Genomic DNA, 23,433 nt, shown 5'->3' on the forward strand with positions numbered 1-23,433 from the left:
AATGGTTCATGGAATAATTATAAATATATTTTCATTGATAAGGCTGATTTTATTTGTATAAATGAAGCCAAATCCATTCACATTAATAAAGCCAATTTGAAGTGGTTTAAAGTTCAAGAATATAAGGAGTATAAGCATATGAATGGACTCTCTTCCCCCGGTGACGATTATTCCTTGAGTCGCTTACCGTTATCTGCAAAATCAAGTTTTCTCTCCGTCACTTTAATCAGAGTGGGCGCAATCACAACCTTAGCACAATTTATGTTAGGTGCCACTTTAGGGCATGCGATGACGTTTAGCCAGGCGATGCTGGCCACTTTATTAGGGAGTTTACTGCTCCAATTTATTAGTCTTGGACTCGGCATTGCCGGTGCGCGTGAGGGATTGTCAATCAGTCTGTTGGCTCGCTGGTGCGGTTTTGGTCGTGTTGGTTCGGTGATTATTGGCAGCGGAATTGCTATTAGCCTTCTGGGTTGGTTTGGTATATTGAATGCCGTTTTTGCTAATAGTTTGAATCATATGTTGGGCGATTATCTCAGCTTTAAATGGGCTGCTGCGATCTCTGGCATGGTATTTACACTACTGGTTGCATTTGGATTCAAAGCGTTAAGCTGGACGGCAAAACTTGCCGTGCCGCTCTTTTTTTTGGCGATAGGTTGGATTTCGTTAAATCTGCTAGCCGGACACAATATTGCTGATCTGGCTGTCGTCATCCCGACCGGAACGCCGATGACTATTGCTGCAGGTGCTACGATGGTTGCCGGGGGATACATCGTCGGCGCACTGATGACACCCGATATTAGCCGCTATTGTAAAAATAGCAGGCACGTATTCTGGATGACGATGGTCTGCATCTTGGTGGGGGAGTTTATGGTCAATGGCATCGCCATATTGATTGCGCATGCGCTCAACACTGACGATGTGGTCACCATCATGATCCAAACATCAGGGTGGATCGGGTTGCTTACCGTTATTCTTGCGACTATCAAGATAAATGATGTTTGCTTGTATTCATCATCGCTCGCCCTGACCAACGTGGTAGAGGGAGTCACGGGTAACCGGTGGAGTCGCACTTGGCTGACGCTGTTACTCGGTATCGTAGGGACTCTCCTTTCAATCGCAGGGATTTTAGATAAGTTTACTGATTTTCTCACGTTACTCGGTGTTGTCTTTCCGCCAATATCAGGTGTCATGCTGGTGGACTACTATGTGTTACGCAGCAGCCGCCAATTGCTTGATGCCACTCGCCAGGCACAGACATTGCCTGAATCAACGTCATTAATTGGCTGGAAGGCTATTGCGGCTTGTATCGTGGGCACTATCGGCAGTATGAATATTGAACTTGGTATTCCGTCATTCAATTCATTAATCATTGCCAGTGTTATTTATTGGATAATGGGTAGCATAAAGAAAAAATAATATTTTAAATGATAATGTTGCGGCATTTTACCATAGAACATTGATCCTTTTAAAAGGAGCTAATAATGATAGATAAAATTAATCGCCCAAAAATAATGGGTTCTAAAGGCCTTAATGAAGAGACTTTTGGTTCGCTCGTATCATTTATGGAAAATAATGAAGAGCCTTGGGGCGTAAAAGATTGCGAATCGCGCTTTATGTATGTCAATAAAGCCACCCTTAAACTTAGCCAATTACCGCTTAATTTTGATATTGAAGGCCGATTAGACAGCGAGTGTCCTGCCCAGTGGGCAGAATTTGCGTCAGATTTACAAAAACAAGACCGGGAGGTTGAAACAGATAAGCAACGTGTGGCGATGATTCAGACCTGTTTATGGGGACAAGAGCATACGCTTTGCGAAAAATTCCCTCTTTTTGATAATGAAAAAAAATGTATAGGCACTATTTATCATGTGACAAAGTTCAATTTTATTTCTTTATATGACTTATTTAATCAGGAGATTCCTCCTGTATTGGTAATGAAACCACCTACAAATGATTTTAATCAAAAAGAACTTGAAGTGATTTTTTTCTTATTACAATCCCTTAACGCTAAAGAGATAGCGCAAAAACTCAATCTTTCTTACCGCACAATAGAAAATAAATTGCAATTGATATACGGCAAGGCAAAAGTAAACTCGCTAAGCACCTTTAAAGAATACTGCAAAGCAGAAGGTTTGAATCGTTATATTCCTGAACGGTTTATTAAATCGGGTTGTACATTTATTTAGATCTTATGAAAAGGTGGCTAATGGAAGGGCATAAAAAAGTGAGAAGCAATACCACGGCCAATCCATAAGGCTGACATCAGAAACTGTGGGCTAAATAGACAGTATCAGTGGATGGGTGACAGAATAATCCATAAAAAACCACTCTGGCTCACAATTTTGTCATCACTATCGGGCAGCGCAAAAATTGGTCCGATAAACTGAGAGAAGCGCATAAAATCAGAAAGAGACGGCAAGGAGACTCAATGTATCATCGAATGGCTCAGGAACCGCAACCTAACCCCTTGCTGCCAGGTTATACCTTTAATGCTTATCTGGTGGCAGGATTAACGCCTATTCTGGCTGATGGGCCGCTCGATTTTTTTATCGACCGACCCGGCGGTATGAAAGGTTACATTCTGAACCTGACGATTAAGGGGCAGGGCCAAATTTTTGACGGAGAAAACACGTTTTACAGTAATCCCGGTGACTTGCTGTTATTTCCGCCTAAGGTTGCTCATTATTATGGCCGCTCACCTAGCAGTGATTGTTGGTATCACCGTTGGGTCTATTTCCGGCCTCGGGCCTATTGGGCTGATTGGCTAGAGTGGCACAGTAAAGCCCATGAAGTAGGGCGTTTATCCTTACCGAATAATACCAACAATAATTTACTGCTGGAGTTTGATCGGCTGTTTGCCAATATAGAAGAAACCCAAAAGTCTGGGCGGCGTTTTGGCGAAGAGCTAGGGATGAACTTACTGGAGCGGCTGTTATTGCGTTCAATGGAAGAAGACCCCCTCAGCCCGCAACGCATTATGGACCCACGCGTTATCGAAGCATGTCAATTTATCACTGGCAATCTGGCTGGTGAGTTGCGCATTGATGAAGTGGCGCGGCATGTGTGTTTGTCGCCGTCACGGCTGGCGCATCTATTTCGCGATCAGGTGGGTATCAATATCTTGCGTTGGCGCGAAGACCAACGGGTTATCCGAGCTAAATTATTGCTGCAAACCACGCAAGAACCTATTGCCGCCATTGGCCGTGTCGTGGGCTATGATGACCAGCTGTATTTCTCCCGGGTCTTCCGTAAGCGTGTTGGCGTCAGCCCCAGTGATTTCAGGCGTCGTAGCATTGAAACCAACTACCCACAACGTAGCTTGCGCGCCCCTGAATGGCGTAATGATTCAGCGGAAATGACGCGGATTTAACCCGCCAGTCATGTTCAGCAAGAAATTACCTCTTGTCGCGGCAATCATCATGGTGTCAAATCTATTGCTCGAGTGATATCAAATAGCGGGCATGCCCGTCATACTCCAAGCTGCATCTGTGTTGGCTGCTTTCGTTCCCCCAGTCACTTACTTGAGTAAGCTCCTGGGGATTTACTCAATTGCCGCCTTCCTGCAACTTGCATTATTTAGGGCATATATTGGGCAAGAGGAAATACATGATGGCCGAAAAAATAAAAGTGGGTTTACTGGGTTATGGCTACGCCAGTAAAACGTTTCATGCGCCGCTAATTATGGGGACTCCGGGGCTGGAACTGGCGGGCGTTTCTAGTAGTGATGCCAGTAAAGTTCATGCTGACTGGCCGTCGATGACTGTTGTTTCTGACCCGCAAGCGTTATTTGATGACCCTGCCATTGATCTCATCGTCATTCCAACCCCTAATGATACCCACTTTCCTTTGGCTCAAAAGGCGCTGGCAGCGGGTAAGCATGTGGTGGTTGATAAGCCGTTTACTGTGACACTGTCACAAGCAAATGCTCTGAAGCAACAAGCTGATGACGCCGGTCTTTTGTTGTCTGTGTTCCACAATCGCCGCTGGGACAGTGATTTCCTGACATTAAAAACCTTACTGGCGGAAGGCTCGCTGGGCAAAGTGGTCTATTTTGAATCTCACTTTGACCGCTATCGCCCGGAGATCCGCCAGCGTTGGCGTGAACAAGCCGGTGCTGGCAGTGGCATTTGGTACGATTTGGGGCCACATTTATTGGATCAAGCGCTGCAATTGTTTGGTTTGCCAGACCAGCTGAATGTGGATTTAGGGATGTTGCGCCCAGGAGCGCAATCCGTTGACTATTTCCATGCCATTCTCAGCTATCCGGGGCAACGCGTGGTCTTGCACGGCACGGTGGTCGCGGCCGCAGAAACCGCGCGTTATATCGTCCACGGTATGCAGGGCAGCTATATTAAATTTGGTTTAGACCCGCAGGAAGACCGGCTGAAGGCGGGCGAGCGTTTACCACAGGCTGACTGGGGCTATGATATGCGCGATGGTATCGTGACACTGTCACATGACGGTGTGCTGGCCGAGAAACCTCTGCTGACATTACCGGGTAATTATCCTGCTTACTATGCCGGGATCCGCGATGCCATTTGGGGTACAGCAGCCAATCCGGTGCCAGCTTCTGAGGCGATTAAGGTGATGGAGTTGATTGAGCTGGGTATCGCTTCTGATCAACAGAAAAGAGCGCTGCCGGTGAGCGTGCGTAGCTAATTCCCAGAGACGAAAAGTTCGAAAGGTATATACCCTAAATAATTCGAGTTGCAGGAAGGCGGCCAGCGAATGAATCCCGATGAGTTGACGCCAGTCAATGATTCGGGTGAGAGAGAGCAGCCAACGCACATGCAGCTTGAAGTATGACGGGGATAATTGAAGGAAGACTAAGGCATGTCCTGGCTACAACGCTTACGGATAGATAAATTTTTATTGGTATTGATACTGGTCGTTATCATTGCTTCAATCTTCCCCTGTGAGGGCGAAGTTAAGGTGTGGTTCGAGCACTTGACGACGGCGGCTATCGCATTATTGTTCTTTATGCACGGGGCCAAACTTTCCCGCGCCGCGATAGTCTCCGGTATGGGGCATTGGAAGCTGCACTTGGTGGTATTTCTCAGTACCTTTGCTCTGTTCCCGTTACTGGGATTGGGCATGAATGTATTGGTTCCGGGGGTATTAACACCAACATTGTATTTGGGTTTCCTTTATCTGTGTGCATTACCAGCGACAGTTCAATCCGCCATCGCCTATACCTCGGTGGCGGGCGGGAATGTGGCGGCCGCCATATGTAGCGCATCGGCCTCCAGTATCCTCGGTGTGTTTTTATCACCGATTCTGGTGGGCATGCTGATGCAAACACAAGGGGGCGATACTGATACTTTGCATGCTATCGGTTCTATCGTCATGCAATTGATGGTGCCATTTATTGTCGGCCATTTATCCCGTCCACTGATTGCCAAATGGGTCGAACGTCATAAAAAGCTGGTTAATATTACTGACCGGTCATCAATTTTATTGGTGGTTTATGTGGCTTTCAGTGAGGCAGTGGTTGAGGGGATTTGGCACCAAATCGACGGCTGGTCTTTGTTGGCAATATTAGTTTGTTCAATGGTGTTACTGACATTAGTATTGGTTATCAATACGCTGGCTGCACGTTGGCTGGGTTTCAACACGGCCGATGAGATTACCATTGTGTTCTGTGGCTCGAAGAAAAGTCTGGCAAATGGGATCCCGATGGCTAATGTACTGTTTCCTGCCTCAGTGGTGGGGGTTATGGTATTGCCGCTGATGATATTCCATCAGGTTCAATTGATGGTTTGTGCGGTATTGGCACAACATTACGCCAAACGGGTTGCTAAAGAAAATGCGGCCAAAGAGCTGGCGAGCGCCCAACCGCTTTTGGCTGAGAATACTGAAACCAAGTCATAGCGAGTTATCAATAAGAAACGCCCGTATTTCATTGAAACACGGGCGTTTTTGTTAGTATTCTTTCAGTCACTTAAGCGCGGATTTTATCGCGCAGCGCCTGTTTTTCTTGTTCGCTAATAAAGGCCATTGTCAGCCCATTTTCCTGAGCCTGACGAATTTCTTGTGGTGTTAGGCCCGCAGCTGGCGCGGCAACATGATATTCATTGGCAATTTCAATGCCTTGCACTGCAGGGTCATCGGTGTTTATTGATGCTAACACCCCATGGCGTAAGAAGATGGCCAAGGGGTGAGCCGCCAGTGAGGCAACCGTGCTGGTCTGAATATTGGAAGTCAGACAGGACTCAATGCCAATGCTGTGCTCAGCTAAATAATCCATCAGCTTAATATCTTCCACGGCCTTAACACCGTGACCGATACGTTCTGCGCCTAACTCACGGATAGCTTGCCAGATACTTTCAGGGCCTGCAGCTTCACCGGCATGGACAGTAATCCGCAAACCGGCATCCCGCGCGCGATTAAAATGGCTGCGGAATAGGCCGCCAGGGAAACCCAGCTCATCACCCGCCAGATCCAGCGCAGTAATACCGTCACGATGCGCCAGTAAACCATCAAGTTCTTGCAAACAGGCTTGCTCACCAAAAGTGCGGCTAAGGATCCCGATGAGACGAATATCAATATCAAAATCACGGCAACCCGATTGGATGCCATCAATGACAGCTTCGACCACACCGGCGACGGGTAACTGGTGTTTCATCGCCATATAAAATGGGGAGAAACGCAGCTCGGCATAATGCAATCCTGCATTGGCGGCATCTTCGACGTTTTCATACGCCACACGGCGGCAGGCATCAAGAGAACCCAACACCGCGACACCCCAATCCAGTTTTTGCAGGAAGCTAACCAAATCAGGTTCAGTCTGAGTGATTTGAACATGTGGACGCAGGGTTTCTAATTCATCAGCAGGTAACGACAGATTAAACTGGCGGCCCAAATCCAAAATAGTTTGCGCACGAATATTGCCGTCAAGATGGCGATGAATGTCAGTCAAGGGAAGGCGGAGGTCAATCATAGGTGCACTCACTCTTTTAAATGGATTTTGTCGGTAAAGTGCAGAACATTATAAAAACAAACCAGTGAAAATAGCTAACGTGTTGCATGAAAAAGTGACTTATATCTCACTTTGGCACCTTTTAGAGATAAAAAGGTGCCGATAAAAACCGAGGGGAAATGCTATTTCCCCTGTAAAAACTGGATGCCGCTAATCAATTTATCCATCCCAGCTTCAACTTTGCTGCGCGAACAACCGACATTGAGACGTAGGAAGCCGCGACCCTCTTCGCCGTAGGTGAAACCGGGCATAATGGCGACTTTTTCTTTTTCAATCAGCACGTTCTGTAATTGATGATCGTCAATATTTAATGGGCGTAAGTCAATCCACGCTAAGTAAGTTGCCTGTGGTGGCTGCCAGTTTAAAGCAGGAAATGCTTCATGCAACCGCTGCGCAACATAAGCTAAATTGGCTTGCAGATAACGGCGTAATTCATCCAACCAAGGTTCTGCCTGCCGGTAAGCGGCGATATGCGCGACGATCGCCAGTACCGCCGGAGAAGAGAGGCCATCGCGGCCTTTTAGCATTTGGTTGTAGCTATCGCGGGTTTCAGTGTCACTGATAAAACCGTAAGCACCGGTTAACGCGGGGATATTAAATGTCTTAGAGCCGGAGGTCAGTAAAGCCCACGGGGTTTGTCCCACCTGACTCCAGGGGGTATGTACTTGATTATCCCAAGTCATGTCCATGTGGATTTCATCACTGATAACCTTGACCTGATGGCGCTCACACAGCTCCGCCATGAGTGTAAGTTCTTCCGCTGTCCAAACTTTCCCTGTGGGGTTATGCGGGCTGCACAGCAACAATATTTTAGTTTGCGGGCGGGCCAGTAATGCTTCCAAATGCGCCATATCACATTGCCACTGATTATCAATTTTTTGCAGTGGGCAACTGAGTAATTGGCGTTGATTGCCGAGGATCACTTTATAAAAAGCATCATAAGCGGGAGTGTGGGTGACGACAAAATCACCGGGCGCTGACCAGCAGCGGATCAACTGGGCCACCATATAGATAACCGACGGGCCATAGACCGCCATTGAGGTATCAATCGAGCAATGAAAACGCTGTTGATACCAATGACGAATTGCCCCGAGAAAATCTTCATGTTGCCAGCGGCTATACCCCAGCACACCGTGCCCGATGCGCTGATTAAGTGCTTGTAAAATAACTGGCGCTGTGGGGAAGTCCATATCCGAGATAGTGAATGGCAGCAAGTCCGCAGCACCAAAACGGTCAGCAATATAGTCCCATTGGGTACACCAAGTACCGTGACGATCGACAGGGGTGGAGAAATCAAACATCAGCATCTCGCTTATCAAATATACCCTTCGCCCTTGACGCCGCAGGGGGTTAGCTGCACTCACTTACCCGAATCACTGACTTGTGTAAGCTCATCGGGATGAGTTTGCTGGCTGCCTACCTGCGACTCCAATGACTTTGGGTATAGTTTCTATGTAATTAATATTGAGGCAACGCTATTTAGCGAATTACCATCCTAAGATGTTGCGAATTGTTCACCGCCTATCAGTGAGTCTAATTCATCTTTCACTGATTGCACTTGTGGGCCAATAACAACTTGAAGGTTATGGTCATTGAGCTGAATCACACCAATAGCGCGGTTAGCTTTCAGCGCCTCTTTATCTACCAAATTCATATCTTTAACTGACATCCGCAAGCGGGTGATGCAATTATCCAATGAGACAATGTTATCAGCGCCACCCAGAGCAGCCAAAATAGCAGGGGAGTTATAGCCAGACTTCCCGGTGATCGCACCACTGGCGGCTTTTTCTGCATGACTGCTGGCGGCGGTCTCATTCTCACGGCCCGGTGTTTTGATATTGAAGTGCTGAATAGCAAAACGGAAAATGCAGTAGTAAGCGACAAACCAAATCCCAGCAACCACTGGCACCCAATACCATTTGGTTGCCGTGCCGTGCAAGATGCCAAATACCACGAAATCAATGAGATTGCCGTCTGTATTTCCGATGGTCACACCCAACAACGCCATGACAGTAAAGCCCAGCCCGGTCAGAATGGCGTGGATCAGATACAGGAATGGGGCCACAAACAGGAACAGGAATTCGATCGGTTCTGTGGTGCCGCCGATGACACACGCAACTACCCCTGAAATCAGCAACCCTTTAATTTTATGACGATTTTCAGGTTTTGCACAGTGATACATCGCCAGTGCAGCGCCCGGTAAACCGCCCAAGAAAGCGGGCATTTTGCCTTGCGACAAGAAGCGCGTGGCACTTTCAGAGAAACCGGTGGTGGTTGGACAAGATAATTGCGCCTGGAAGATGGTTAAAGCCCCGCTAACACTGTGGCCACATACATCCATGGTGCCGCCCGCTTCGGTGAAGCGAATCAGTGCAACTAAGATATGGTGTAAGCCGAAAGGCAGTAATAAGCGCTCACCGCTGCCGAAGATCATTGGCCCGAACATACCCGCGCCGTTAATCAATCGGCCCAACCCATTAATACCTGCTGCGAACCAAGGCCAGATCAATGGGATCAATAAGCCGACTAACCCAAGCACCACGGTGGTGACAATCGGCACAAAACGGGTGCCACCAAAGAAAGCTAATGCATCAGGCAAGCGAATGGTATTGAAGCGCTCATGCAGTAAGTAAACAATGATCCCCACGATCACCGCACCCAAAATACCGGTATCAATGGACTGAATACCTAAAATATTCTGGATGTTATGGGTTTTCAGTACCAACGGGTCTGTGGTGGGTAACACACCGTTGGTGGTGAGGTAAAAGTTGGTGGCCAGATTCAGTACAGCGAAACCGACGAAGCCAGAGAAAGCCGCAACGCCTTTGTTTTCACGAGCCATCCCTAATGGAATTGCAATGGCGAACATCACGGGCAAGAAGCTAAAGGCAAATGAACCAACCTTACTCATCCAGGTAAACAATAGCTGGAAAGCAGGGTGACCAATAAACGGTAAGAGAGTGATGACATCTTTACTACTAAGCGAACTGCCGATACCCAGCATGATCCCGCAGAAGGAGAGCAAGGCGACCGGTAACATGAAGGTTTTCCCTAAACTCTGGAAAAACTCCCACAGCGTAATTTTTTGTTTTTTTGCCGCTGACATAGTGGCTCCTGTACTGATACACCTGATGTTAAAAAACGCCGTTTACACAATATTGATAGATAACGATTGATTGATGGATAACGGCGACTATTTCGTCTCCCTGTCTGGAGGTAAAACAAGATAAAACGTTTAACCCAGATAATATGAGTGATATGTCACAATTACTGATCCTATTTTTGTATTAGAGTAAATCATCAGATTAAACGTTTAACTTGGCTTATTTATCAGCAGTTATGACAACAAAAAAAATAACCATTATCGATGTGGCTAAATTGGCGGGTGTGTCCGTGGCAACCGTCTCGTTAGCAATCAGCGGCAAAGGACGTATCTCCCCGGCAACTGCCGACCGGGTCAATCAGGCCATTGAACAATTAGGCTATGTGCGTAACCGTCAGGCGGCACAATTACGCGGCGGGGCATCTGGCGTAATTGGCTTGATTGTGCGCGATATCAGTGACCCCTTTTATGCAGAAATGACCGCAGGGCTGAGTGAGGCTATTGAGGCGGAGGGCAAGCTGTTGTTCCTGACGCAAAGTGGCCGTGAAGGAAAGGGGTTATTGCGGTGTTTTGATACGCTGATTGATCAAGGTGTCGATGGATTGGTACTGGGCGGTGGTGCTAAACGCGAGATGGGGCTACAAGAAAAGGCCGCAGAGCATGATATTCCGCTGATTTGTGCTGCTCGTTCAAATGTATTGGACGGGGTGGATGTGGTACGGCCCGATAATATGCAAGCGGCTAAAATGGCAACAGAATTCCTTATTGGTCGTGGTCATCGGCAAATTGCCTATCTTGGCGGGCATTCGCACTCATTGACCAGGGCCGAGCGGATAGGGGGATTTTGTGCCACGCTAGTGCAATATGGGCTACCGTTTCGTTCGGAATGGGTGGTTGAATGTGATGGTCAGCAGCAAGCCGCGGCAGATGCCGCCGAGGGGTTATTACGTCATCACCCCAATGTCAGTGCCATCGTTTGCCATCAAGCATCAGTCGCGCTAGGGGCATACTTTGGTATTTTGCGCACCGGCCGGACGATTGGCAGCGCCGGAGTCGATGCTTATCTCGATCAGCAAGTGGCATTAATTGGTTTTGGTGATGTCCCTGAAGCAGAACTCACTGAACCGCCACTAACCTTCATCACCAGCTCTGCCCGAGAAATTGGCTACAGTGCCGGGCAGAGGTTACTTCAGCGTATCGCCGGTGTCGATTTACAACTGCAAAACGTCATATTACCGCCGGTATTGATTCGCCGCGGTTCGGCTTGATTTGGGTTGATATTACTCTTTTTCTTGAGGGGTATTCTGATTAGCCCCACGCACTTTCCACGGCATCCGTTGATGCCAGGGTTGTGGAACCGGCTGCACAATGGCACTGAGTGCTCGTGCATAGTCCATCACTAATCCCGGTGTCCAGGCCATCATCAATGCCCGTTTACGAACTTGGGCTGCTATCCACAATTCAGGCATGAAAAACACTCTAAAGGTCGTTAGCCAGTTTTTGCTACGTGGCGACAGTACACCATCAAGCGCGGCTTCCAGCGCATAGGCGACACTGCTTGAGCAATTGCGGTAAGTCAGGTTATAAGACTCTTCTCTGCGATAACTTTGCCAAAAATTAGACAGGGCTTCAATATTATAATCCCTGAAGCTAATCCTCCGGTCGGAATCGCACCAGTTCGCTGATTCCACAGCATAGCTTGGTTGGAACATCCCTTTGACATCGTTGTCGCGAGTTGCCTTGAGCAAGCGGAAAAACTCTGAAGGGGAGCGATCAAGATCTTCAGCAGGATATAAGCTGATGTAGACATCCGGAGGGGCTTCAAGTGCCGCATGGCCTGTTGAGATGACCCCGGTTTCATCTACTGCCGCAATATAACGGTTAATGACAGGACGTGGAACTGGGCGATTATTTGCGGAGCCTTCCGGTGTCCAGATATGAACAATGAGAGCGGGGAGTAACGAAAGATCAGTATTCTCAGCTATGATCGCCTCCGTTTTTTCCTGATTTTCTTTAGCACTTTCATATATCAATATATCTGTAGGTTGCATCAATTGGAATACGGATGTTGCACGCTTCATCTGGCTGGTACGCCGGGCCATTTTTAGGCAACTGTACCCGCTGTCTATCATCAAAAAACCGAGGAAAAATGAGATGGTAGCTTGGGAGTGAATAAACAGGAAGAATGCAAAAATAATCTGTACCAGACCATAGAATGCCGCCGTTCGCCAGTGCGGGAAACGTACAACCCAGGCTGAAACGCCAACAAACAAACCGATGATAAAATAAGCAAACCCAAAAATGATCGAGAGCAGCAGATTACTGTAGGTTTGATTAAGGATAATGATCACGGCACTGAAGAAAAATATCCCGCCTTTAAAATACAGGACTGCTTTTTGGGACCCGACCCCACTTGAGGCCACACTTAATGTTATTAGGCTTTCTAATATAAGAAAAAAACCGAAAGTTTTTAGCGGGAAATAAAGCTGGCCATCAAGCCCGTCGATAAAAATAAGGCTTCCAGCAATCCCCCATAGAAAGCCGATGAACCACAGGTATTTTGACTTTGTTCGAACGAAATCTGCGCCAAAAAGTAATAATGCGATCTGGATCATCTTGACTATCCTGTCTCAGTTGGCTTTAAAAAGGGGTACAGAGTTCGTAATATGCCAATTTCCAATGATCATGCGTGGCTCATGGTGGTTGAACAAAATACTTTCACTGTCAGTGATGGTTACCCAATTGCCTTTTTGGTCATTAAATCGGAAGTCGAGTCGGGGTAAGTTCTGTTGCTCGCCGCAGCTTCCCCAATGCTCTAGCACTTTATTTCTGTCATCAGGGTGAATCTGCTCAATTAATTTATTCATCGTGGACATAATAGCGGAGTCAATGTTGGCCAACTCGCCAGAAAGGTGGCCCCACTCAATCTCACCGGTGTTTAGATTGAGTTGGTAAACGGCATGTTGTACCCCATCGGTTTCGTCAAAATGAGGCATACTTCGCGTAAGAACACGCAGGAAAACCATGAGCAGCGCCGTTGCTGTCAGATAGCATTGGACTAAAAGCAAAGGCTCCCCGTGGTGCAACCCATTGATGAAAAATGGCCCATAGCCTTTCCCAGTGAAGTAAATGACAATAGTCGCCAATGTCAGTAGGGCAATAGAGCCGCCATGATTTCCCCATAAGATAGATAACATGACAGCCAGGATGATCGGCAGACAGGCAAAGGTGAAAATGAGCATATCGTTATGGAGGTGTAATATATTGCTACTAAATTCTTTTAGTGAATTATTGAAGATTAATAAAGTCAATAAACACAGCATAAGCCAGATGATAGAACCTAAAAGCTTATTCTTGACCGGCGAAATTTGGGTACGAAATCGAGTATTGAAGAACCCCATGATGACCGTGGTAGCGAAGAATATCCCGGTAACATCAGCAACAAACCCGATCCAGAAAATCTCCTGAAATGTCCCTTTATTAAACAGAACAAAACCGATTGAGACAAACAGTGCATCTAACAGGCTGACAATAATGGTAGAAAAGGTCCACATGAGAACGACATGCAGATCATCTCTTGGACGGGAATAGTGGCGTACTATCCAGGCGATAAGCATGGTTGATGGCATGGAGAGAAACGCATAACCTATTGATAATATATAGTTTTCTTGTAGTGAGTTATCAAGAGCAAGATTGATAATAACAAAACAGCCCAGTAACACAGGCCATTGACGCCAACGTGCACATAAAAAAGCCGCCGTGGCGACCCCAGCTGGAAACCAGACAATCGAAATATGTGAGGCTGGATCGTCAAATTTTAGAGAAATTACGCCAGAAAGGTAATAAATCAACGTCCAGATTACTATGGGGATAACTTTTTGCGTAAGGTTTGACGACGGTTTCATCGTTATATTTCTCTGTTTGTCATGATATACACAATTATGCTGTCAGCAAAAAAGCAGCAGCAATGTAGCAATGTGTTGAACGGAGCCTGTCTATAATTCTGTGTAACTGCCAGCGTATTTGTCATTTTCAGAAGCGATTGACATATTACAGCGATAACTCAGGGGCAGTTAAATCATTTCTTTCCTGTCATATATACGTTCGATTAAGCGATATTCTGATTTTGAAATCACAATTTGTCAAAAATAGTCACATGACCCGTTATTTAAATTATGGCACGTAAGAGGATTATTTTAATGATAATTATTGCGGCAGGGGTTCGCTTGTGTATGAAAATTCTTTATCCAGCCAGTCGGTCAAATTGACCAAAACCTTATTATCCGCGAAAACCTAACCTTGATGGATAAAAAAACGGGGCCATCAGGCCCCGTTCGCAATTTCAATTTTATGACTGAATTCTATTACTGAGAATCGTTCAACAACTTATTGTGCTGGAACTGCGGGTGCAGGTTCTACTGGCATACCTTCAGACTCGGGGCCGGTATCTTCTTCAGCAGGTGCACCACCGAACATACCAAACAGGCCAACGAATTCTTGCAGCGACATTTTCTGACCATTCAAATCAACCTGGTTATCGGCAAAATGGAAACTGCTGCTGATAACATCATCTTTGGTGGTGGTCAGTTTAAACATCTGGCCCATAGCAGCAATGCCTTGAACCTGTTGTTGTGCCATTTTTTGGGCTTCTTCTGGGCTGTAGCCCTGTAGACGCGCGGTTTGGGTTGTCAGTTCGGTTGCCATTGCCATCGGAATGGTCAGCGTCGCGTCGATTTTTTTCACTGACTGCGCGAGAAGCGGTTCATCAGTTGCTTTCGCTTGTGTTGGATCAGTCAGAGCAACATTCAGAGTAAAGGTGCTTTCCCCTTTGGCATTTTTCCAGCTCAGTGGTGCAATGCTAATTGTCGGATTACCTTTCAGCAACGCAGGGAGGTTAGCCAGTAATATTTCGGCCATTTGTTGCTGATAAGCTTCCGGATCCAGATTTTCACCCGCCTGAACAGCTTTCAAGGCTTGTTGATTATAGGCGCTGGAGAATTGTTTCAAGCTTTGACCGTCCAGATGGTCGAAACTGAAGGCCAATTTACCGGCACCAAAGTCATTATCCTGAATTTTTAGCGCGTCTAATGTATAGGTCAACTTACCGTTCAAATCTTTATCGGTTTCGCCTAATTGAGTATTCAGGTTAAAACCAACCAGTGTCGCGGTGTCTTTGCCATCGATATTTAAACCGATCTGCTTGATGCTCAGTTGTTGGTCACCAATGCTGAGATCAAACTTGCCTACATTGGTGTCACTTTTAATGACCAAACCTTGCAGACTAAATTGCTCAAGTTGATCCCAATGATTTTTGCTCGCAAAAACAAGACTGTCACTAGAACCGCTCATTTTCACCTTGCGCAGATCTCGCGACACATCAGCATCAATTTTAGCACCAGCGAATTTCATGCTGGTGGTGTTTTGCTGATAATCAATCGGAATGAAAGTAATGGCAGAAGAGGTATCGCCGCTGTATGAAATGCGGGAGTCTGCAGTAAAGGGCGATTGGCCTTTGGTGACTTCAAACAGTTTTTTCAATGCTGGCGTATTGGCAAGCTCGGTGTGTACCGAGGCCATGCTTGGGATCAGATTGAATTTTTTTAACTGCGCTAATGGGAATGGGCCGTGATCGATAGTTTCGATAAATGCCACTTCGTCGCCATCTTTTAAGGCTTTTTCGCCGGAAACAGTGCTATCAGATTGTAAAATATAGCGAACTTGGCTACTGAACAGACCGCGCTGATAATCTTTATAGGCGAATTTTACGCCAGCTTTAGGTAGCAAAGTTCTGATCTGGTCGTTTGCGTTGTTAACCAATTCGCCCATTCGTTGTTCAATCAATTTGCCGGTATACCATGAGGCCCCAGTCCATGCAGCGCCAAGTACCACAATGACGCTGACAGCCACTAACGATTTTTTCATTGTTCTGTTCATCCTTTTCTAATACACCAAATTCACTATGTTGAACGCGGTAATGAGTGACTAATTAAATAACACCGTAAGAAAACAACATATCCCAAACTAATATAGGCCTAGATTAAACATTCACAAATATTATTGCGACGATAAAGACTTATTGCGATGGTGAAATTTAACCACCGCAGCATCAAAAGACCAGCAATAGACAACAAAATGAGTGAGTTCGTTCACCCTCCGTTGTAAACACGGGCAATTGACCCCACTCCAAGGACACTCACTGGCGATTCATTCGCCGGAACAAAACAGGATTCTCCCGGTTGCAGCGTAATGACTTGCTGTTGTTTCTTCAATATCGCTTGGCCTTGAACGCAAAATATGATCGCGGCACTGTTCTGCGCCAACATTTGCGGCTCTGGCGTTAAGGTATGCAGCGAAAAGGCAAAATCCTCAACCGGGATTGGGAACACTAATTCGTGACCGTGCTGTTGCGGTGTTGTCAGCAGAGTAGACGCGGGTCTCGGGATAAATTGCAGATTAGCCATTAACTCGGGAATATCAATAAACTTAGGTGTCAGCCCGGCGCGTAATACATTATCAGAGTTCGCCATCACCTCCAGCGCCACACCGTCCAGATAGGCATGCGGTGTTTCGGCATACAGGAACATGGCTTCACCGGGTTGCAGTGTCACCACATTTAACAACAAGGGCGAGAACAAACCACTGTCATCAGGGTAGAAACGCGAAATACTGCGGATAGTATCCCATGGCTCACCTAATTGGTTATTCAAGGCCGCTTTCAAAATTCCCAGCGCGCGAGTTTTCTCTTCGCCAGCCATACTCAGCAAATGGGCAAATAATGTTGCTAAATGTTCAGTGTCAGGTTCGCGGAGAAACGCGGCGATATCCGGATGAGCGGCGGCTATCGGCTGGAGTAATTTTTCGATGTCATCCAACATGCGGAAACCATTCATGGCCTGGAAAGGGGTCAGGGCATAAACCAACTCTGGCTTATGGTTGGCATCTTTATAATTGCGTTCGGCAGCATCCAGTGGAATACCGGCTTGATTCTCTTTAGCAAAGCCAATTTCAGCCGCAGCCTTACTGGGGTGTACCTGAATGGATAATGGCTGAGCAGCACACAGCACTTTGAACAGGAAAGGTAATTCGCCGAAACGTTGGAAAACATCATGGCCTAGATTGGCATCGGGATCTTGCTCAATAACTTCACGCAATGAATGCCATTGCCCTTTGGCATCAGCCACTTCAGAACTGCTTTTGGGATGAGCACCCATCCATAATTCAGCCATGGGCTGATTTTGCGGGTTCGCCATGCCGTAAAGTTTAGTCAGTGCATCCGTGCTGCCCCAGGCGTAGTTTTGTACTGCATTCTTCATTTTTTGCATGTTGATTATCTGCCATCGAGTTTGGCGAAACTTATCGCCCGGATAAAAACATTATCCTGATAAAAAATTGCCCCTTAGTAAACAATGGGGATGTAGGGGTTGCAAGTGGTAATGCAATTCCCCAAGGCGCTGAAACGACTAAAATGGTGAAAATGCGAATCAGTCGCATAAAGAAGATGATAAATATGCCATGCTATACCCGTCAGACCTCAACTTTTTGTTCTATATGCTAAGGAGACAGTGATGGTGACCACCCGCAGTGAAAACGATTCAATGGGGCCTATCGATGTGCCGGCAAGTCAATTATGGGGCGCACAAACCCAGCGTTCACTGGAACATTTCCGTATTTCGCAAGAGAAAATGCCGACCGAATTGATTCATGCGTTGGCGCTGACCAAGCGGGCGGCGGCACAGGTCAATATGGCGCTGGGCTTGTTACCCACCGATCGCGCTAAAGCTATCATGGCGGCGGCTGACGAAGTATTGAATGGCGACCATGTTGGCGAGTTTCCGCTTTCTATTTGGCAAACAGGTTCCGGCACCCAAACTAATATGAATATGAATGAGGTGCTGGCTAACCGTGCTAGTGAATTATTAGGGGGGGAGCGGGGTAATCATCGTTTGGTTCATCCTAATGATGATGTTAATAAAAGCCAAAGTTCAAATGATGTATTTCCAACCGCAATGCATGTTGCTGCAGTTATTGGGTTAAGAGAACATTTATTGCCTGAGTTAAAAGCATTGCAGGGGACTTTGGCTAAGAAAGCCGAAGCCTATCGCGATATAGTGAAGATTGGTCGGACGCATTTACAAGACGCCACCCCATTGACGTTGGGGCAGGAGATTTCGGGCTGGGTGGCAATGTTGGCCCACAGCGTACAGCATATTGAAGCGACTATTCCTCACCTTTGTGAGTTGGCGCTAGGTGGCACCGCCGTGGGAACCGGCCTAAATACTCATCCAGAATATGCTGTGCGCGTAGCCAATGAGATAGCTGCATTGGTTCAGCAACCCTTTATCACCGCGCCGAATAAATTTGAAGCACTTGCCACCTGTGATGCATTAGTTCATGGCCATGGTGCATTGAAAGGTTTAGCAGCATCGCTGATGAAAATTGCCAACGATGTGCGCTGGCTGTCTTCAGGCCCTCGCTGTGGTATTGGTGAGATTTCCATTCCTGAGAATGAGCCGGGCAGTTCTATCATGCCGGGTAAAGTGAACCCGACACAATGTGAAGCTATGACCATGTTATGCGCGCAAGTGATGGGTAATGATGTGGCCGTCAATATTGGCGGGGCGTCCGGTAACTTTGAACTGAACGTATTTCGTCCGTTGGTGATTCATAACTTCCTGCAATCCATTCGTTTGCTGGCTGATGGTATGCGCGGTTTTAATGAGCATTGTGCGGTGGGAATTGAGCCAAATCGCGACCGAATTACTCAGCTATTAAATGAATCGCTGATGTTGGTTACTGCGCTGAATACACATATTGGCTATGACAAAGCGGCGGAGATTGCCAAAAAAGCCCATAAAGAGGGGCTAACACTCAAAGCGGCTGCCTTGAAACTCGGCTATGTTACTGATGAGCAGTTTGATGAATGGGTCAAACCAGAGGATATGGTTGGAAGTATGAAATAACGTTCATTTAAGCCTCTCCTACCACGTCGGGATCTTTTTCGGCGTGGTTAGGGGGAATCCAATTGCATTATATTATCAGAATGTAATAAGCGTAATGATTAAAAATAGTGTCAGCGAATAGGATGAAAATAAAAAAATCATCTTATTTAGGTAGTGTTTTTTTTCGTTTTTAGCTTAGAATAATACTCACTTCTCTATGCGTGATATATATTAATAATGTATTTTTAATTGAGCGGTTATTTAGTTTCGTAAGTAATTTCATTGAGTAGTGTTTTTACGTGAGCCGTCTGGTGGCTATAGTTAAGGTGGCTTGTATTTATTAAGATATTATTTTTTATTCGGCAGGAGTTTACTTTATGGAAGATGAAAAATCAGCCCCCCAAGATAAATCTAGCTTGACGGTTAATTCGCTCAGTAAAACATCGCTTATTTCCATAATGGAAAAGGCCAGTATTCCTTGGGCGATAAAAGATAACAACTCAAAATTTGTTTACTTAAATGAGTCTTGTCTTGATTTGTTTGATATTCAGCCTGGTTTTGATTTTGAAGGGCGTTTAGATGAGGAGATGCCATGCCAATGGTCTGAGTATAGTGATGATTTCAAGGCTCACGACAGAAAGGCGGAGCAAAGCAGAGAGGGCGCTGAGATCATTGTTACTTCGCCTTTTGGCCGTGAAAGGATTCTTTCGCCATGGTATTTCCCTAAGTTTCCTATTTATAGCCCCAATGGGAATGTGTTAGGGACTGTTTTTTTTGGTAAAAAATTTAACTTTATTTCTGTATGTGATTTCTTTAACAGTTTAAAACCCTCTGTTATTACACTAACCCCTCCTGTAGATAATTTTTCAGAAAGAGAGCTTGATATAATATTTTATGCAATTCAAAGAATGACAGCAAAAGAAATAGCAGAGAAACTATACTTATCAAAGAGAACTATCGAGAATAGGCTTAGGTTTATTTATGAAAAAGTGGGATGTCACTCTTTAAAAGATTTGATTGAATATTGTCACGCGTCAGGGTTGAATAACTATGTCCCTAAGAAAATTCTCCGCGAAGGGGTTAATTTCTTCTGGTGATTGAGCTGCAATAATAACCCCGAGAGAAGCATAACGTTTAGGTTTTATATACAGCATAATAATTGACCTATATTTTATTTCTCTATTTCAACATGTAAATGCAACCTTGGCACCAACAAACGCAAAGGTTTGGCTTCGGGTTTATATTTATGCTTAATCTGAGTGACATTGTAGTCGGTTAACTCCCCTAATTTAGGCAATTCAATCTCTGATTGAACCTGGCAAAATGCAATCAATGGCATAGGGCAGGGGTGTTGTACTTGTTTCTGCTGTTCCTGATACCAGATTCGCGCAATAGGTTGCACTTTTACCGGCCGTTTGATTTTTAAGCGCGCCTTTTCTGGCAGTTGCTTAACATCATTAATTTCTTTATTAATCAAATCAGCCCATTGCTCGCGGGTAAATGGTGGAACAGCACGGCCTGCATTCAAGCTTTTGTTTAGCTGTGTCAGAATTTCTTCGCGTGTGACATTTTTAATAATATGTTTGTTCGCCCAGCCAAAACGTACCGAACTGGGATTTATTAACGGGGTAATAGTGCGGTAAGTATTTAATGTTATCAGCCCATGCAAGTGGGTGTGAACAAACTCGAAACGCTGTTCACTCGGTAAGCCTGATTCAACGGTAATGATATGTTCCAGCTCTATTTTTAACTGATTAATGTATTGGATGCTCTGTTGGCAAGCTGCTAATTGGCTATCGGTCACTGAAAAACAGAGTACCCCAGGGAGCCGGAGGGCGGCTTTGCTGCTGACATTCTGGCTTTGGTGGTGAATAAATAATCGCTGATAATGCTGTAAAGCCAGTTCTCGAGCTTGAGTACCAACCGTTGCGCTCACGGGAATATGATTTATCGGCTGATGCTCGGTGCCTTTTTCTATTTCGGGCAAAGAAAAAACACGAGCAGCAAGTAAAGGTAAATCAGCCAGTTGCTGGTGGAGATCCTGCAATCCGATTTCCAATGAGGTAAAGCGGTTATTTAGTCGATCTATCAAATCATATTTATTCATCATCTTTTCTAAAAAATGCCATTTTAGTTACAACATACATCTGTTATATCAGTAAAAAGACACCTATGAAAGCCCTGAGTTATCTATTAATAAACTGATATATGCAGCATGGAACAACATTATCGGCATCACCAGGTGGGTGGGGCTGACTGCGGCAGATATTATTATGAGAAAGCCATCGCCGGCCTTCCTCTCTATGCTTGAGTCATTTACAAAAGGATTGTGTCGTGAGCGCGGTAATAAATAATGTTTCATTGCCGAATCTCGCTAAACACTGTCGATTACTTTTATCCATTTAATCCTGGGAATAAAAAAAGGCTAAATGGCAAATGAATGCCCGTTAGCCTTTAGTCAAAAATCAGGATGTTAGGATAGCGCTTTAGCTTTTAGCTGCTGGTATTCGCTTTCATTGATAGTCCCTTCATCTAATAATTTTTTAGCATCAGCGATCTGTTCTGCCGGTGATTTACCCGCAACGTGCCGGATATACTCATTAGTATCAGAAACTGATTTCTGCACCGAGGCCCGATAGCGTTGCGCCATGCCTTTGCCACGGGTAATAAGATACACAAGAGAGGTGAGTAACGGGATGAAGAGCAAGAACAAGATCCAAATTGCTTTATAAAAGCCACCAAGCTCATGATCCCTGAATAGGTCGGAAATGACCTGGAACAAAATCAGCAAGTATGCGATGAAAAAGAAAATTGAAAATGTTGTCGCCAGTATGTCCCAAAGCGTAAGAAAGTGAGTTGTCATATTTTCTCCTGACATTAAATAAATTAAGGAAACGTCTCGTCATAAAATCCCTTAATACATTAGAGACTTAATTTATATTCCAAGCAACAGTCACCTAAAATCGTTAGGTTCGTTCTAATCATAGGTACATAGCAGAGAGGACGTCAAATTGTAATGTGACATCACATCGACTTTATTTGATTTTAGATTAAATTCTGGCGGCTTCGGGCAATTTTCGTAATCTCTGACCGACATACAACGCGAGCAACAAAAGAGTGGCGATAAATGAAACAACGCCAGTCCAACCTAAATTAAGCCAGAAAATACCGCCTAATGTTCCTGCAACACTCGAACCTGCATAATAGCAAAATAGATAAAGTGAAGAAGCCTGTGCTTTAGCACGACGGGCACGGCGACCAATCCAACTGCTGGCCACAGAATGTGCGGCAAAAAAACCAGCGGTAAATATCATCATCCCGATAAAGATTATTATCACAGGGGAGAAACCGGTGATGATAACCCCAATCAACATCATGCTTATTGACGCCATTAACACCGGCCCCCGACCATAACGGCTAGTCAAAGCACCGGCTTTGGGTGAGCTATAAGAGCCGGTAAGATAAACTATCGATAATAAACCCACGATGGCCTGACTGAGATAATAGGGCTGCGCCAACAAACGATAACCAATGTAATTAAATAAAGTCACAAAGCTGCCCATAATTAAAAAACCTTCGGCGAACAGCAAAGGTAAGCCCGAATCACGCCAATGTAGCTTGAAATTGATCACCAGCGTTCGGGGCCGTAGCGGGGTTGCCCGGAAGTGTTTAGAAGCTGGAAGAATACGCCAGAACAGACAAGCGGCGGCCAAAGCAAATAAACCAATTACCGCCAATGCAATGCGCCAGGAAAAGAAATCACTCAATACCCCAGTGACCAAGCGGCCGCTCATCCCGCCAATAGAGTTTCCGCTGATATACAGCCCCATAGAGAGAGCAACAAAACTGGGGTGGATCTCCTCACTGAGGTAGGTCATGGCCACAGCAGCAACCCCACTAAGGGATAAGCCAATCAATGCCCGCATCAACAAAATTCCATGCCAGCTGGTCATAAAAGAACAAATTAATGTGCAGATAGCCGCCAGCATCAGCGCGACCACCATCACCGATTTACGGCCAATTGCATCTGATAATGGGCCGGTAAACATCAACCCCAAGGCCAGCATTCCAGTCGCAGATGAAAGCGATAAACTGCTGCTTGCCGGAGAGATAGAAAAATCCTGCGATAACAGCGGCAGGATGGGTTGTATACAATAGAGTAGGGCAAAGGTGGCTAAACCAGCGGAAAAAAAAGCCAGTGTGACGCGCATAAACTCTGGCGTACCGCGTTGAATATAAGGGCGTTTTCGCGCCGCAATTAAGCGAGTGGTAGCATCATTTACTGGATGGGATGGCACTGCGGTATCCGTCGTCGGAGCGCGCAAAGAGGGAGTCACGGTATTTCCTTATCAATAATACAGGTGCTGCGGGAGCAAGGGGCCAGCTAATAACAAAATCATAGGAATAGC

Annotated in this window: 18 protein-coding genes; 8 read left to right on the forward strand and 10 right to left on the reverse strand. The window is 45.8% G+C overall.

All coding sequences use genetic code 11. From position 1 onward, the window contains the following. The first annotated feature begins 138 nt into the window (after positions 1-138). The 5 genes from OP863_RS09915 (at position 139) to OP863_RS09935 (ending at position 5,874) form a co-directional block, all read left to right on the forward strand. Complete coding sequence (locus tag OP863_RS09915; protein WP_038632967.1) at positions 139-1,419, forward strand: cytosine permease; 1,281 nt, start codon at positions 139-141, stop codon at positions 1,417-1,419. A gap of 65 nt (positions 1,420-1,484) precedes the next feature. Then, positions 1,485-2,189, forward strand: a complete 705-nt coding sequence (locus OP863_RS09920; RefSeq protein ID WP_265526202.1) for a PAS domain-containing protein — start codon at positions 1,485-1,487, stop codon at positions 2,187-2,189. Positions 2,190-2,431: 242 nt separating this feature from the next. Then, positions 2,432-3,373, forward strand: coding sequence for an arabinose operon transcriptional regulator AraC (gene araC / locus OP863_RS09925; RefSeq protein WP_145589833.1), 942 nt, complete (start codon positions 2,432-2,434; stop codon positions 3,371-3,373). A gap of 239 nt (positions 3,374-3,612) precedes the next feature. After that, on the forward strand, positions 3,613-4,662 hold the full coding sequence (locus OP863_RS09930; protein ID WP_145589844.1) for an oxidoreductase: 1,050 nt from the start codon (positions 3,613-3,615) through the stop codon (positions 4,660-4,662). 174 nt (positions 4,663-4,836) lie between these two features. Continuing rightward, positions 4,837-5,874 (forward strand): bile acid:sodium symporter family protein, encoded by a 1,038-nt coding sequence (locus tag OP863_RS09935; protein WP_038632962.1) that lies wholly within the window; start codon positions 4,837-4,839, stop codon positions 5,872-5,874. A gap of 70 nt (positions 5,875-5,944) precedes the next feature. Here the strand turns inward: OP863_RS09935 and add are convergent, their stop codons facing one another. From add to malX, 3 genes are all read right to left on the reverse strand, one after another. Next, positions 5,945-6,943: an adenosine deaminase gene (gene add / locus OP863_RS09940; protein WP_038632959.1), complete on the reverse strand. Its 999-nt coding sequence runs from the start codon at positions 6,941-6,943 to the stop codon at positions 5,945-5,947. Positions 6,944-7,104: 161 nt separating this feature from the next. Next, entirely contained in the window at positions 7,105-8,283 is a 1,179-nt protein-coding gene (locus OP863_RS09945; RefSeq protein WP_265526204.1) for a MalY/PatB family protein, read from the reverse strand. A gap of 194 nt (positions 8,284-8,477) precedes the next feature. Beyond that, positions 8,478-10,088, reverse strand: a complete 1,611-nt coding sequence (gene malX, locus OP863_RS09950) for a maltose/glucose-specific PTS transporter subunit IIBC (protein WP_265526205.1) — start codon at positions 10,086-10,088, stop codon at positions 8,478-8,480. 233 nt (positions 10,089-10,321) lie between these two features. Here malX and malI point away from each other — a divergent pair, with 233 nt between their 5' ends. Next, positions 10,322-11,353 (forward strand): Mal regulon transcriptional regulator MalI, encoded by a 1,032-nt coding sequence (gene malI / locus OP863_RS09955; RefSeq protein ID WP_038632952.1) that lies wholly within the window; start codon positions 10,322-10,324, stop codon positions 11,351-11,353. A gap of 12 nt (positions 11,354-11,365) precedes the next feature. Here the strand turns inward: malI and OP863_RS09960 are convergent, their stop codons facing one another. From OP863_RS09960 to manA, 4 genes are all read right to left on the reverse strand, one after another. Continuing rightward, complete coding sequence (locus tag OP863_RS09960) at positions 11,366-12,700, reverse strand: HdeD family acid-resistance protein (RefSeq protein WP_038632948.1); 1,335 nt, start codon at positions 12,698-12,700, stop codon at positions 11,366-11,368. Between the two features lie 15 nt (positions 12,701-12,715). Then, complete coding sequence (locus OP863_RS09965) at positions 12,716-13,990, reverse strand: MASE1 domain-containing protein (RefSeq protein WP_145589828.1); 1,275 nt, start codon at positions 13,988-13,990, stop codon at positions 12,716-12,718. A gap of 481 nt (positions 13,991-14,471) precedes the next feature. Beyond that, positions 14,472-16,007 (reverse strand): YdgA family protein, encoded by a 1,536-nt coding sequence (locus OP863_RS09970; protein WP_145589827.1) that lies wholly within the window; start codon positions 16,005-16,007, stop codon positions 14,472-14,474. A 224-nt stretch (positions 16,008-16,231) separates the two neighbouring features. After that, positions 16,232-17,407, reverse strand: coding sequence for a mannose-6-phosphate isomerase (gene manA, locus OP863_RS09975; RefSeq protein WP_265526207.1), 1,176 nt, complete (start codon positions 17,405-17,407; stop codon positions 16,232-16,234). 243 nt (positions 17,408-17,650) lie between these two features. Here manA and fumC point away from each other — a divergent pair, with 243 nt between their 5' ends. Next, a complete protein-coding gene (gene fumC / locus OP863_RS09980; RefSeq protein ID WP_145589825.1) occupies positions 17,651-19,045 on the forward strand; it encodes a class II fumarate hydratase in 1,395 nt (464 codons plus the stop codon). A 356-nt stretch (positions 19,046-19,401) separates the two neighbouring features. Beyond that, positions 19,402-20,121, forward strand: coding sequence for a helix-turn-helix transcriptional regulator (locus OP863_RS09985; protein WP_265526209.1), 720 nt, complete (start codon positions 19,402-19,404; stop codon positions 20,119-20,121). A 74-nt stretch (positions 20,122-20,195) separates the two neighbouring features. Here the strand turns inward: OP863_RS09985 and tus are convergent, their stop codons facing one another. The 3 genes from tus to OP863_RS10000 all read right to left on the reverse strand — a co-directional run bounded on the left by tus (position 20,196) and on the right by OP863_RS10000 (position 23,322). Then, positions 20,196-21,131, reverse strand: coding sequence for a DNA replication terminus site-binding protein (gene tus, locus OP863_RS09990; protein WP_222423009.1), 936 nt, complete (start codon positions 21,129-21,131; stop codon positions 20,196-20,198). Between the two features lie 366 nt (positions 21,132-21,497). Beyond that, a complete protein-coding gene (locus OP863_RS09995; RefSeq protein ID WP_038632927.1) occupies positions 21,498-21,887 on the reverse strand; it encodes an SHOCT domain-containing protein in 390 nt (129 codons plus the stop codon). Between the two features lie 187 nt (positions 21,888-22,074). Further along, complete coding sequence (locus OP863_RS10000) at positions 22,075-23,322, reverse strand: MFS transporter (RefSeq protein WP_413081181.1); 1,248 nt, start codon at positions 23,320-23,322, stop codon at positions 22,075-22,077. Positions 23,323-23,433: the final 111 nt, after the last annotated feature.

Origin of the sequence: Yersinia sp. SCPM-O-B-9106 (C-191) (assembly GCF_026183365.1) — a bacterium.
GTDB classification, from domain to species: Bacteria; Pseudomonadota; Gammaproteobacteria; order Enterobacterales; family Enterobacteriaceae; genus Yersinia; species Yersinia rochesterensis.